This is a genomic window from Caulobacter sp. SLTY, assembly GCF_009905535.1.
In the GTDB taxonomy this organism is placed as follows: Bacteria; Pseudomonadota; Alphaproteobacteria; order Caulobacterales; family Caulobacteraceae; genus Caulobacter.
Genome location: NZ_JAAALA010000012.1, coordinates 1 through 14,239 on the forward strand (window position 1 = coordinate 1; position 14,239 = coordinate 14,239).

Sequence of the window (14,239 nt, forward strand, 5' to 3'; positions counted from 1 at the left end):
CGGACAGCTTCATCGGCTCGGCGGGACTCGAGGACACGGTCGACTATGCGGCCGAGACCGACGGCGGGAATGTGACCGTCAACCTGGCGACAGGCACGGCCACTGACACCAATGGCAACACCGACACCCTGAGCGGGGTGGAGAATGTGGTCACGGGGGTCGGGGCGGACAGCATCACCGGCAACACGGCGGCCAACCGCATCGAGGCAGGGGCCGGGAACGATGCCATCGCCGGTGGCGGCGGGCGCGACAGCTTCATCTTCCGGGCCGGGTTCGGCCAGGACACGATCAGCGACTTTGCGGTCGCCAACGAGACCCTGCGGTTCGATGCGGCCGTGTTCGCCACGGTGGACCAGGTGCTGGCGGCGGCCAGCCTGGTCGGCGGCAACACCGTGATCAACGCCGGCGGTGGCAACACCATCACCCTGACCGGAGTGACCGGGCTGGGCGCCTGGAACATCGACATTCTTGGCTCGAACGATGCGCCGACCCTTCGGGCCGGGACGCCCAGCGCGACCCTGCGCGAAGTCGGCCAGGGCGTGGCCGGGACGGCCAGTTCGACCGTGACCCTGACGCCGGACGATGTGGATGGGACGGTGGCTTACGATGCCACGGCCCTGACCGCCGGCGGCTGGGTGCAGAGCCCGGTGGGCGTGTGGACCAAGGACGGGACCTACGGCCAAGCGGTGCTGACCACGGCGACCAACGCCATCGTCTATGCGCTGGACAACGCTCGCTCGGCGACCCAGGCACTGCAGACCGGCCAGGCAGTGACCGAGACCTTCACGGTCCTGGCCATCGACAACGGCGGGCTGACCGTGACCCTGCCGGTGACTTTCAGCATCGGCGGCAGCAACGACGCGCCGGTGGGCGTGGCCGACACGGGCACGGCGGTGGAGACCGGGACATCGGCGGGGTCGAATGCGACCGGCAATGTGCTGACCAACGACACCGATGTGGACGCGGGCGACACCCGGACGGTGTCCGGCGTGGCCTTCGGGGCCACCAACGGGACGGTGGGGATCTCGCTGAACGGGACCTACGGGGCGCTGACCCTGGCGGACAACGGCGCCTACAGCTACGCGATCAACAATTCCAACGCGACGGTGCAGGCGCTGCGGACGGCGGGCCAGACCCTGACCGAGACCTTCACCTACACGGTGCGGGATGCGGCCGGGGCGACCAGCACGACAACCCTGACCATCACCATCCAGGGCGCCAACGACGCGCCGGTGGCCGTGACCGATGTGGGGACGGCCGACGAGGCCGGTGTGGCGGCCGGCGCCAATGCGACCGGCAATGTGCTGACCAACGATACCGACGTGGACGCGGGCGACAGCAAGACGGTGTCAGCGCTGAGCGGTGGGACGGTGGGCTCGGCCCTGGCCGGGACCTACGGCTCGCTGACGCTGAATGCGGACGGGACCTACAGCTACGTCGTGAACAACGCCAATGCGGCGGTGAACGCCCTGCGGACCACGGCCAACACCTTGAGCGACGTGTTCACCTACACGGTGCGCGACGCGGCCGGGGCCACCCACAGCAACACCCTGAGCATCACCATCCGGGGGACCAACGACGCCCCGGTGGCGGTGGCCGATACCGGCACGGCGGTCGAGGCCGGGGCGGTGGCGGGGTCCAACGCGACCGGCAACCTGCTGACCAACGACACCGACGTCGATACGGGCGATGGCAAGACGGTGACCGCCTTCAGCCAGGGGGCCAGCAGCGGCACGATCGGGTCCGGGCTGGCGGGCGTCTATGGGACCCTTACGGTCGCGGCCGACGGGACCTGGACCTATGTGGTCAACAATTCCAACGCCACGGTGCAGGCCCTGCGCCTGGCCGGGGAGACCCTGGTCGAGACCTTCAACTACACCATGCGGGATACGGCGGGGTCGACCAGCGCCGGCGCCCTGACGGTGACCATCCAGGGGGCCAACGACGCGCCCGTGGGCGTCAACGATACGGGTACGGCGGCGGAGGCCGGGACGGCGGCGGGGGCGAACGCCACCGGCAACGTGCTGACCAACGATACCGATGTGGACGCGGGCGATGCCAAGACCGTGTCGGGCCTGAGCGGCGGGACGGTGGGGTCGGCCCTGGCCGGGACCTATGGCTCGCTGACACTCAATGCCGACGGGACCTACAGCTACGTGGTCAACAACGCCAACGCCGCTGTGCAGGCGCTGCGAACGTCGGCCAATACGCTGAGCGAGGCCTTCACCTACACCGTGCGGGACACCGCGGGGGCGACCAGCACCGCGACCCTGACCATCACCATCCAAGGCGCCAACGACGCGCCGTCGGGCGTGGCGGACAGCGGGGTCGCGGTCGAGGCCGGGACGGCGGTCGGCTCCAACGCCACCGGCAATGTGCTGACCAACGACACCGACGTGGACTCCGGCGACACCAAGACGGTGTCGGCGCTCTCCGGCGGGACGGTGGGGACGGCGCTGGCCGGCGCCTATGGATCGCTGACGCTGAACGCGGACGGTAGCTACAGCTACGCGGTCAACAACGCGAATGCGGCGGTCAACGCCCTGCGGACGTCGGCCAATACGCTGACCGACAGCTTCACCTACACGGTGCGGGACACGGCCGGGGCGACCAGCACGGCGACCCTGACCATCACCGTCCAGGGCGCCAACGACGCGCCGACGGCGGTGAATGATACGGGGTCGGCCAGCCTGGGCGTGGACGGCGGGCCGTCGAGCAATGCCACCGGCAATGTGCTGACCAACGACACCGATGTGGACGCCGGCGACACCAAGACTGTGTCGGCGCTGACCGGCGGAACGGTGGGCTCGGCCCTGGCCGGCAGCTACGGGACCCTGACGCTGAACGCCAACGGGACCTATAGCTACGTCATCAACGAGAGCGCGCCGGCGGTGGTGGCCCTGGGCCCGACCGACAGCATCTCCGAGAGCTTCACCTACACCATGCGGGACGCGGCGGGGGCGACCAGCACCGCGACCCTGACCATCACCGTGTTCGGGGCCAACGAGACACCGACGGCTGTCGCCGATGTGGGAACGGCGGTCGAGGCCGGCGTCGCTGCCGGGTCGAACGCCACGGGCAACGTGTTGACCAACGATACCGATCCGGACGCCGGCGACGGCAAGACGGTGACACAGGTCTCGTTCGGGGCGAACGGGGGAACGGTGGGGTCGGCGTTGGCTGGTACCTACGGTTCGCTGACCCTGAATGCGAACGGGACCTACAGCTACGTCGTCAACAATGCGAACGCGGCCGTGCAGGCGCTGCGGACGGCGGCCAACGCGCTGACCGAGGTGTTCACCTATGTGATGCGCGACACGGCGGGGGCGACCAGCTCGACCACGCTGACCATCACCATCCAGGGCGGCAACGACGCGCCCGTGGCGGTGGCCGATGTCGGGACGGCGGTCGAGGCCGGGGCCGTGGCGGGGTCTAACGCGACCGGCAACGTGCTGACCAACGACACCGACGCGGACGCGGGCGATACCAAGACGGTATCGGGCCTGAGCGGTGGGACGGTAGGGTCGGCGCTGGCCGGGACCTATGGGTCGCTGACGCTCAATGCCGATGGCGCCTACAGCTATGCGGTCAACAACAGTCTGGCGGCCGTGCAGGCGCTGCGGACCAGCGGAAATACCCTGAGCGAGGCCTTCACCTACACGGTGCGGGATACCGCCGGGGCGACCAGCACGGCGACCCTGACCATCACCATCCAGGGCGCCAACGATGCGCCGGTGGGTGTGGCGGACAGCGGTGTGGCGGTCGAGGCCGGGACGGCGGCCGGGTCGAATGCGACCGGCAACGTGCTGACCAACGATACCGACGTGGACGCGGGCGATGCCAAGACGGTGTCGGCGCTGAGCGGCGGGACGGTCGGAACGGCGCTGGCCGGGACCTACGGCAGCCTGACGCTGAATGCGGACGGCTCGTATTCCTACGCCGTCAACAACGCCAACGCGGCAGTCAACGCCCTGCGGACGGCGGCCAATACCCTGACCGACAGCTTCACCTACACGGTGCGCGATACGGCCGGGGCGACCAGCACGGCGACCCTGACGATTACCGTTCAGGGCGCCAACGATGCTCCGGTGGCGGTGGCCGATGCCGGGACGGCGGTCGAGGCCGGCGCGGCGGCGGGATCGAACGCGAGCGGCAATGTGCTGACCAACGACACCGACGTCGATGCGGGCGACAGCAAGACGGTGTCCGCCCTCAGCGGCGGCACGGTGGGGACGGCGCTGACCGGAACCTATGGGTCGCTGACGCTCAATGCCGACGGGACCTACAGCTACGTGGTCAACAACGCCAACGCCTCGGTGCAGGCGCTGCGGACGTCGGCCAATACGCTGAGCGAGGTGTTCACCTACACCCTTCGCGACGCGGCGGGGGCGACCAGCACGGCGACCCTGACCCTCACCATCCAGGGGGCCAACGACGGCCCCGTCGCGGTGGCGGACGTGGGCTCGGCGACGGAGGCCGGGACGGCGGCCGGGTCAAACGCGACCGGCAATGTGCTGACCAACGACACCGACGTGGACGCCGGCGACGGCAAGACGGTGTCGGCGCTGAGCGGCGGGACGGTGGGGTCGGCTTCGGCCGGGTCATACGGCAGCCTGACGCTCAATGCCGATGGTTCGTACAGCTATGTGGTGAACAACACGCTTGCGGCGGTGAACGGCCTGGCGGCCGGCCAGAGCCTGACGGACGTCTTCACCTACACGGTGCGGGATACGGCGGGCGCGACCTCGACGGCGACCCTGACGATCACCGTCCACGGGGCGAACGATGCGCCTGTGGGTGTGGCCGATACCGCCACGGCGGTCGAGGCCGGCACAGCGGCGGGCTCCAACGCCACCGGCAATGTGCTGACCAACGACACCGACGTGGACAGCGGCGACAGCAGGACGGTCTCAGCGGTGAGCGGTGGGACGCTCGGGTCGGCGCTGGCCGGAAGCTATGGGTCGCTGACCCTCAATGCCAACGGGTCCTACGCCTATGCGGTCAATGAGGCGGCCGCCAACAGCCTGGCGGCAGGGACCAGCGTCACCGACAGCTTCACCTACACCGTGCGCGATGCGGCGGGGGCGACAAGCACGGCGACCCTGACGGTCACCGTCCAGGGCGCCAACGATGCTCCCGTGGCGGGGGACGATGCGGGCTCGGCGAGCAAGGACGGCAACGGCGCGCCGATCGACGCGGTCGGCAATGTGCTCACCAACGACAGCGATGTGGACACGGGCGACAGCCTGACGGTCACGGCCCTGGCCGGTGGGACGGTCGGGGCGGCCTTGGCCGGGCAGTACGGGACGCTGACGCTCAACGCCGACGGCTCCTACCGCTATGTCACCGACGAGAGCGATCCGGCGGTGCTGGCGCTCGGCCCGACCGACACCCTGTCGGAGAGCTTCACCTACACTGTCACCGACGAGACCGGGGCGACCGACATTGCCGTCCTGACCATCACCGTGTTCGGGGCCAACGAGGCGCCGGAGGCGGTGGCGGACACCATCACGGCCTTCGAGAACGGGCCGGTGGTCGGCGGCAATGTGCTGACCAACGACACCGATGAGGACGTTGGCGATACCCTGTCTGTCAGCCAGGTGCGGTTCGGCTTGACGACCGGGACGCTCGGCGCGGCGCTGGCCGGGGAGTACGGCGCGCTGACGCTCAACGCGGACGGCAGCTATTCCTACGCGGTGGACAACGCCGACCCGGCGGTGAGCGCCCTGAGCGGGGCGCAGAGCCTGACCGAGGTGTTCACCTACACCGTCCGCGACGCGGCGGGCATGACGGACACGACCACCATGACCATCACCATCCAGGGCGCCAACACGGCTCCGACGGCGGTGGACGATACCGGCTCGGCGACCGATGGCGGGCCGAACGGGTCCGGCAATGTGCTGACCAATGACAGCGATCCGGATGCGGGCGACAGCCTGACCGTGTCGGCGGTCGCCGGCGGCGCGGTCGGCTCGGGCTTCTCCGGCCAGTACGGGACCCTGACGCTGAACGCCGACGGGACCTGGAACTATGTGGTCAACGGGGCGAACGCGGCGGTGGCGGCGCTGGGGGCCAGCCAGACCCTGACCGACAGCTTCACCTACACGGTGCGGGATGGGCAGGGGGCGACCGACACCGGGGTGCTGGACGTGACCGTGCGGGGGGTGAACGACGCCCCGGCGCTGGACCTGCAGGCCAGCCGCGCCGGGCTGAACACCATGATCAGCTTCGGCGAGACGACCGGGGCTGTGGCCATCGTGCCGACCGACGTGGTGATCGACGATCCGGACGATACGGTGATCACCGGGGCCACCATCCGGCTGACCAACCCGCTGCTGGGTGACCGGCTGGCCATCGCCAATGCCGCGACCCTGGCGTCGCTGGGGATCACGGCGTCGGTCTACAATGTCAGCACGGGGGTTCTGACACTGAGCGGCGCGGCCAGCGAGGCGGCCTATCAGCAGGCCCTACAGCTGGTGCTGTTCAACAACGGCATGACCGCCCCGGCGACGGGGGACCGGATCATCCATGTCAGCGTCACCGACGGGCTGGCGACCAGCAATGTCGCCGTCTCGACCATCCAGGTGATCGGCCGGGTGATCCTGTACGGCACAGCCGGCGCCGACGTCCTGAACGGCAACCTGGGCGGCGACACCCTGTGGGGCCGCGACGGCAACGACCAGCTGCGCGGAGGCGACGGGGCCGACGTGCTGCACGGCGAGGCGGGCCAGGACACGCTGAACGGCGGTAACGGCAACGACCGGGCCAACGGCGGGGAGGACAATGACGTCGCCTATGGCCAGCTGGGCGACGACGTCCTGTTCGGCGACGGCGGGGACGACCGGCTCTACGGAGCCGAGGGAACCGACGACCTGCGCGGCGGGACCGGCGCCGACCTGCTCTACGGGGATACCGGCGACGATTCTCTGCGCGGAGACGCGGGCGACGACCTGCTGAATGGGGATATCGGCAACGACAAGCTTTACGGCGGCGACGGCATCGACCGGCTCTATGGCGGCGCCGATCTGGACCAGCTGTTCGGCGATGCGGGGGACGACACCCTGTCCGGCGGCGACGGAGATGACAGCCTGACCGGCGGGGCGGGCCGGGATCAGATGCTCGGCGGGGCCGGCGTCGACAAGGCCTATGGCGGGGACGATGCCGACTACATCCAGGGCGACGCCGGGGACGACTACCTCTACGGCGAGGGCGGGGCGGACCAGCTGTACGGCGGCATCGGCAACGACCTGGTCAACGGCGGCCTCGACAACGACCTTGTTCGCGGCGACGCCGGGGATGACAACCTGATCGGGGGCGACGGAGACGACGACCTGGGCGGCGGGGACGGGACCGACATCCTGTCCGGCGGCAATGGTAACGACCTGGCGCGCGGCGATGCCGGCGATGACCGGATCAGCGGCGACGGGGGCGACGACACCCTGTTCGGCGGCGCCGGTTTCGACAACCTCTCCGGCGGCATCGGAGTCGATACGCTCAACGGCGGGGACGATGCCGACCAGCTGAGCGGCGATGCGGGGAACGACACCTTGCGGGGGGATGCTGGCGATGACCGCATTCTCGGTGGGGACGGTGACGATGTTCTGATCGGTGGGATCGGACTCGACACCATGACCGGCGGTTCGGGTTCGGACCGGTTCGTGTTCACTTCGACCACGGACTCCGCGGTGGGGGCCGCGGACCGGATCACCGATTTCAACGTGGCTCAGGACTTCGTCGACCTGACCGCCATCGACGCCAACACCGGCCTCGGCGGCAACCAGGCCTTCACCTGGGTGGCAGCGTTCACGGGGGCGGCTGGGCAGGCGGTGCTGAGCTTCAGCGGCGGGGTCACCACCCTGCGGCTCGACACCAACGGCGACGGAACCTCGGACTTCGACCTGACCTTCAATGGCAACGTGACCGGCGGGACCAGCGCCTTCCTGCTCTAGTCGCGGATCGCCTCGCCCAAAGGAAAGGGCCGGCGCCCGAGAGGACGCCGGCCCGATCTAATACTCGCTCGAACGAGCCTACTTCACGTCATACCGGTCGGCGTCCATCACCTTGGTCCAGGCCGCCGCGAAGTCCTTGGCGAACTTCGCCTTGGCGTCGGAGGCGGCGTAGACCTCGGCCAGGGCCCGCAGCTCGGAGTGGGAGCCGAAGATCAGGTCTACGCGGGTGCCGGTCCAGCGCGGGGCGCCGGTGTTGATGTCCTTGCCCTCGAACAGGTTGGCTTCCTTGGCGGACCAGACCAGGTTCATGTCGAGCAGGTTGACGAAGAAGTCGTTGGTCAGGACGCCCACCCTGTCGGTGAACACCCCGGCCTTGCTGCCACCCGAGTTGGCGCCCAGCACCCGCAGGCCGCCTACGAGCACAGTCAGTTCCGGACCGGTGAGGCGGAGCAGCTGGGCCTTGTCGACCAGGGCCTCTTCCGGGGCCATGAAGTGTTGCCCGGCCTTGCGATAGTTCCGGAAGCCGTCGGAGCGGGGCTCCAGCGGGGCGAAGGAGTGGGCGTCGGTCTGGGCCTCGGTGGCATCGCCCCGGCCCGGGGTGAAGGCCACCTCGACCGGCGTGCCGGCGTCACGGGCGGCCTTCTCGACCGCCGCCGTGCCGCCCAGCACGATCAGGTCGGCCAGGGACACGGGCTTGCCGAACCCGGCCTTGATGCCTTCCAAGACGCCCAGCGCCTTGGCCAGCTGGGCCGGGTCGTTGGCCTCCCAGTCCTTCTGCGGCGCCAGGCGCACGCGGGCGCCGTTGGCCCCTCCGCGCTTGTCCGAACCCCGGAAGGTCGAGGCCGACGCCCAGGCCGCCGAGACCAGCTCGGAAACGCTGAGGCCCGAGGCCAGGATCTTGCCCTTCAGCGCCGCGATATCGGCGGCGTCGAGGGTCGGGCCGGCCGGCACGCGGTCCTGCCAGATCAGCGGCTCCTGCGGCACAAGCGGGCCGAGGTAGCGCTGGATCGGGCCCATGTCGCGGTGGGTCAGCTTGAACCAGGCGCGGGCGAAGGCGTCGGCGAACTGGTCCGGGTTCTCATGGAAGCGCTTGGAGATCTTGCCGTATTCCGGGTCGAACCGCAGCGCCAGGTCAGAGGTCAGCATCCGGGGCTTGTGCTTGATGTTGGGATCGTAAGCGTCCGGAATGTTGGCCGGGGCGTCCTTGGCGATCCACTGCTTCACGCCGGCCGGGCTGGTGGTCAGCTCGTATTCGAAGTTGAACAGGTTATCGAAGAAGTGGTTGGACCATTGGGTCGGTGTCTGGGTCCAGATCACTTCCGGCCCGCCAGTGATGGTGTCGGCGCCGAAGCCCGTGCCGTGCTTGCTGCGCCAGCCCAGGCCTTGGTCCTCGATGACCGACCCCTCCGGTTCCGGCCCGATGAACGAGGGATCGCCCGCGCCGTGGGTTTTGCCGAAGGTGTGGCCGCCGGCGATCAGGGCAACGGTCTCCTCATCGTTCATGGCCATGCGGGCGAAGGTGGCGCGGATGTCGCGAGCCGAGGCGATGGGATCGGGATTGCCGTTCGGTCCCTCCGGATTGACGTAGATCAGGCCCATCTGCACGGCGCCGAGGCTCTCGTGCAGCTCCCGCTCGCCGCTGTAGCGCTCATCGCCCAGCCAGCTGCCTTCCGGCCCCCAGAACAGCTCTTCCGGCTCCCACTGATCGGCGCGGCCCCCGGCGAAGCCGAAAGTCTTGAAGCCCATCGACTCCAGGGCGACGTTGCCGACCAGCACCATCAGGTCGGCCCAGCTGATCTTGGAGCCGTACTTCTGCTTGATCGGCCACAGCAGACGGCGGGCCTTGTCGAGGTTGGCGTTGTCCGGCCAGCTGTTCAGCGGGGCGAACCGGGCTTGGCCGCCACCGGCGCCGCCGCGGCCGTCGGTGATCCGGTAGGTGCCGGCGCTGTGCCAGGCGAGGCGGATGAACAGGCCGCCGTAGTGGCCGAAGTCGGCCGGCCACCAGGGCTGTGAGTCGGTCATCAGCGCCCGCAGGTCGGCGATCAGGGAATCCAGGTCCAGGCTTTGGAAGGCCGTGGCGTAGTCGAAGTCCGCGCCCATCGGATCTGACCGTGGATCATGCTGGTTCAGCCCATCAAGTCGCAGGTTGTCAGGCCACCAATCGCGGTTTGTGCGCACCGAGCGACCGTGCGCAACGGGGCACCCACCTGCGTTGTCCGTCTTGGCGTCCATGTCTCGTCTCCTCCGTTGGGCGCGCCGTCAATTCCGCGTCACCTCAGTGGACACAGGCAACGACGGCTCAGTGGATATGTAAAATTGATTGTTGTGTTGAAGTGGATCGAAAAAATCGATGAAGCGTCTGCTGGCGTCGGCGTACGGAGCCTCGGTGCGCTTCCTTAAAAGGGGCATGGCCTCAGCGGCCGGCGTGGGCCCCGTCCACAATTCGCTACGTTCCGTTGCGCAGCCCCGAAGGGCTAGCCTTCACCGAAGAGGGGACTGACGCCGGGGGTCAAATATTTATATGCAAATCATAAAGAAAATACAATCATTCAGATAGCGAATAGGTGCTCGGAAATTTTTAGAAGTAATTGAAATAAAATGAAAATGGGGGTTTTCGACGCCATGGCAAATTATCGCATAATTCGTTGACCGCTCGGGTCGAGACGTTACGGTCGCCGCCAACCTCGCGAACGTCGGGGAGAGGGAGGACGACATGCTTTACAGAGGGATCGGCCGGCGCGGCTTGATGGTGGGAACCTCGATCGCGGCCGCGATGATCGGTGGCGCGGCCCTGGCTCAGGACAGCGCGGCTGCGTCTGACGAAGTCGCCGAGATCGTCGTTACCGCCCAGCGGCGCGACCAGAGCCTGCAGGACGTCCCGGTCACGGTGACGACCTTCGGCGCCGAGGAAATCCGGGAAGCTCGAATCCAGGAGGTGCAGGACGTCGTCACCCGCAGCCCGGGCCTGAACTTTGACGCCTTCCCCTCCGGTCAGCCCCGCCTGACGGTGCGGGGCATCGGCTCCTCCGACCGGGGCGCCGGGGGCGACCCGAGCGCTGGGGTGTTCCTGGACGAGATCTATCTCGGCCGCCCCACCATGATCGCCTTCGACGCCTTCGACGTGGAGCGGATCGAGGTGGTGAAGGGGCCGCAGGGCACCCTATATGGCCGCAACGTGGTCGGCGGCGCGATCAACGTGGTCACCGCCGCGCCTCGGTTGGAGGACTTCTCGGCCTCGCTCGAGGGCACGGTCGGCGACTATGAGCGGGCCGAGGCGGCCGGCTTCGTCAACGTTCCGCTCGGCGACAAGGCGGCGCTGCGGGCCAGCGGCAGCATCCGGACCCGGGGCGGCTATGTCGATAACCGCACCACCGGCGGCGAACTGGACGAGCAGGATACCGCCAGCGCCCGCCTCCAGCTGATGGTCCAGCCGACCGAGACCCTGACCCTGCGCCTCGGCGCAGACATCACTCAGGACCGCGGCAGCGGCCCGGCCAAATATGTCGTGGCGGTCGACGCCTCCGATCCCCTGTCCGGCTTCTGGCCGATCGACCGGGACCGCGACTCCGCCGCGTCGGAATACGACGGCACGCAGGACCGCGACACCTGGGGCGTTCGCGCCCAGGCGATCTGGGAACTGCCGGGGGTGACGGTCAACTATCTGTTCGGCTACCGGGAAGTCGACTACCTGGTCGACATGGACTTCGACGGCGGTCCGCGCGATCCGGCCGGCCGCTTGAGCATCGGCGGCGGCAACGCCGAGGAGAGCTGGTCGACCAGCCACGAACTGCGCTTCATGTCGGCTGACGACAGCGCCATCAGCTGGGTGGCGGGAATCTACGCCGTCGACGCAGAAACCGACCGCACCGATGTGCTGGACCTCTCCATCCCCGACTTCGACGGGGTGTTCGACTTCAGTGACGGCGGCACCGAAGGCCTGCTGCTGACCGAGATCTATCGGCAGAGCGCCAAGGTCGAAAGCCGGGCGGTCTTCGCCGACGCTACCTTCCCGCTGGGCGAGCGTCTGAACCTGACCGCCGGGGTCCGCTACACCTGGGATGAGAAGACCTACGCGGTCGACAACCTGGACAGCCAGGCGGTGTTCCGGGCCAACGGCGCAATCGACGCGGTCAGCACCGCCAGCTGGGAAGCTTTCACCTGGCGGGTCGGCGCCGACTACCACTTCAGCGACGACCACATGGCCTATGTGATGATCTCACGCGGCTTCAAGAGTGGCGGCTTCCAGGAAACGCCGGAGAACCAGCTCGACGCCCAGACCGCCTATGATCCGGAATACGCCACCCAGTACGAGATCGGGACGCGCAGCAGCTTCCTGAACGGCCAGCTGATCTGGAACAACACGATCTACACCATGGCCTATGAGGACCTTCAGGTTCGCGAGACCAGCGGCCTGATCATCTTCACCGCCAACGCCGACGCCACGATCAACGGCTATGAGACTCTGCTTCGGGCCTCGCCCGGAGGCGGGTTCGAGCTGACGGCGACCTACGCCTACACCGACGCCACCTTCGACAGCTACGTGCTGCCCTCGTCCGACTATTCGGGCAACCGGCTGACGCGCGTGCCGGAGCACAAGGTGACGCTGTCGCCCTCCTACACAGTCGACTTCGCCTCGGGCGGGGACCTGATGTTCGCCCTCGACTATGCCTACGAGAGCAAGATCTGGGACGACGCCAGCAACACCGGCAATGAGTTCCGCGATCCGACCCACTTCGTCGACGCCCGGGCGGTGTTCACCGCGCCCAGCGGTGACTGGTCCCTGGCGGTCTGGGGAAAGAACCTGACCGACGAGGTCACCCGCAGCCACCAGGCCACCTTCATCGGCGCCACCTTCGCCTCCTACAACCCGCCGCGCACCGTCGGCCTCACCCTGCGCTGGAATTTCTGAGTGTCTCCTGTTCCTCCTTGCGCAACTGGCCAGCGGTCTCCGGACCGCTGGCGCCTTCTTGGGCGGGGAGGGCTCTAGGCGATGCTGGCGCTTATCGGTTTTGGGATGATCGCGACCTTCATGGTCCTGATCATGACCAGGCGGCTGTCGGCGGTGGCCGCGCTTATCCTGGTGCCGATCATCTTCGGCCTTCTCGCGGGCCATGGGGCGGGTCTGGGGGACATGGCCATCAAGGGCATCATCGCCCTGGCCCCGACGGCGGCGGCGCTGGTCTTCGCTATCCTGTTCTTCAGCCTGATGACCGACGCCGGTCTGTTCGACCCGCTGATCCGCGCGGCGGTTCGCTACGCCAAGGGCGATCCGCTGCGGGTCACCCTGGCGACCACCACGGTGGCGACCCTGGTTTCCCTCGATGGCGACGGGGCGACCACGGCCATCGTGACCATCGGCGCCTTCCTGCCGATTTATCGCAAGTTGGGGATGAATCCCCTGATCCTGGCGGTGCTGCTGGGCAGCTGCAATTCGATCATCAACATGACCCCCTGGGGCGGGCCGATGGCGCGGGCCGCATCGGCGCTGAACGTGCCGATCCTCGACATCTTCGTCCCCTTGATCCCGACCATGGTGATCGGCATCGCCGGAACCTACCTGATCGCCTGGTGGCTGGGGGCGCGGGAGCGCAAGCGACTGGGTGTGGTCGAGCTGGAGACCGACCTCGACTCCACCCTGTTCGACCGGCCCGAGGGCGTGGAGCGGCCCAAGCTGTTCTGGGTCAACCTGGCCCTCACCCTGGCCCTGCTGGCCTGCGCCATCCTGGGGCTTCTGCCGCTGCCCATCGCCTTCATGATCGGCCTGGCGGTCGCCGCCCTGATCAACTACCCCAACGTCGGCCTCCAGCGGGACCGCATCCTGGCCCATGCCGGCAACGCCCTGCCCGTGGTGCTGCTGGTGTTCTCCGCCGGCATCTTCACCGGCATCTTCGAGGGCACCGGCATGGTCGGCGCCATGGCCCGCAGCCTGATCGGACTGATCCCGGCCGAGCAGGGCGCCTTCCTGGGACCGGTGATCGGCCTGACCAGCGGCGTCTTCACCTTCATCATGTCGACCGACGCCTACTACTTCGGCATCGTCCCGGTGGTGGCCGAGACCGCCGGCCACTTCGGCCTGGCCCCGGTCGAGGTGGCGCGGGCCGCGATGATGGGCGGCACCCTGCATGCCCTCAGCCCGCTGATTGCGCCCATCTATCTGGTCGCTGGCCTGATGAAGGTTGAGGTCAGCGACCTGCAGCGGTTCGGTCTGCCCTTTGCCATCGCCCTGCATCTGCTCATGGTCGTGGCCGCCGTCCTGACCGGCGCAATTCCGTTGATCGCGAGCTGACACC

Annotated in this window: 4 protein-coding genes; 3 read left to right on the plus strand and 1 reads right to left on the minus strand. The window is 68.3% G+C overall.

Annotation, left to right across the window (positions count from 1 at the left end; all coding sequences use genetic code 11):
* The first annotated feature begins 71 nt into the window (after positions 1-71).
* A complete protein-coding gene (locus GVN21_RS08685) occupies positions 72-7,949 on the plus strand; it encodes a VCBS domain-containing protein (RefSeq protein WP_205689999.1) in 7,878 nt (2,625 codons plus the stop codon).
* A gap of 78 nt (positions 7,950-8,027) precedes the next feature.
* Here the strand turns inward: GVN21_RS08685 and katG are convergent, their stop codons facing one another.
* A complete protein-coding gene (katG, locus tag GVN21_RS08690; RefSeq protein ID WP_166574339.1) occupies positions 8,028-10,181 on the minus strand; it encodes a catalase/peroxidase HPI in 2,154 nt (717 codons plus the stop codon).
* Positions 10,182-10,662: 481 nt separating this feature from the next.
* Here katG and GVN21_RS08695 point away from each other — a divergent pair, with 481 nt between their 5' ends.
* Together GVN21_RS08695 and GVN21_RS08700 are read left to right on the plus strand one after the other, a co-directional pair.
* On the plus strand, positions 10,663-12,858 hold the full coding sequence (locus tag GVN21_RS08695; RefSeq protein ID WP_166574340.1) for a TonB-dependent receptor: 2,196 nt from the start codon (positions 10,663-10,665) through the stop codon (positions 12,856-12,858).
* A gap of 81 nt (positions 12,859-12,939) precedes the next feature.
* On the plus strand, positions 12,940-14,235 hold the full coding sequence (locus GVN21_RS08700; protein ID WP_166574341.1) for a citrate:proton symporter: 1,296 nt from the start codon (positions 12,940-12,942) through the stop codon (positions 14,233-14,235).
* The last annotated feature ends 4 nt before the right edge of the window (positions 14,236-14,239 follow it).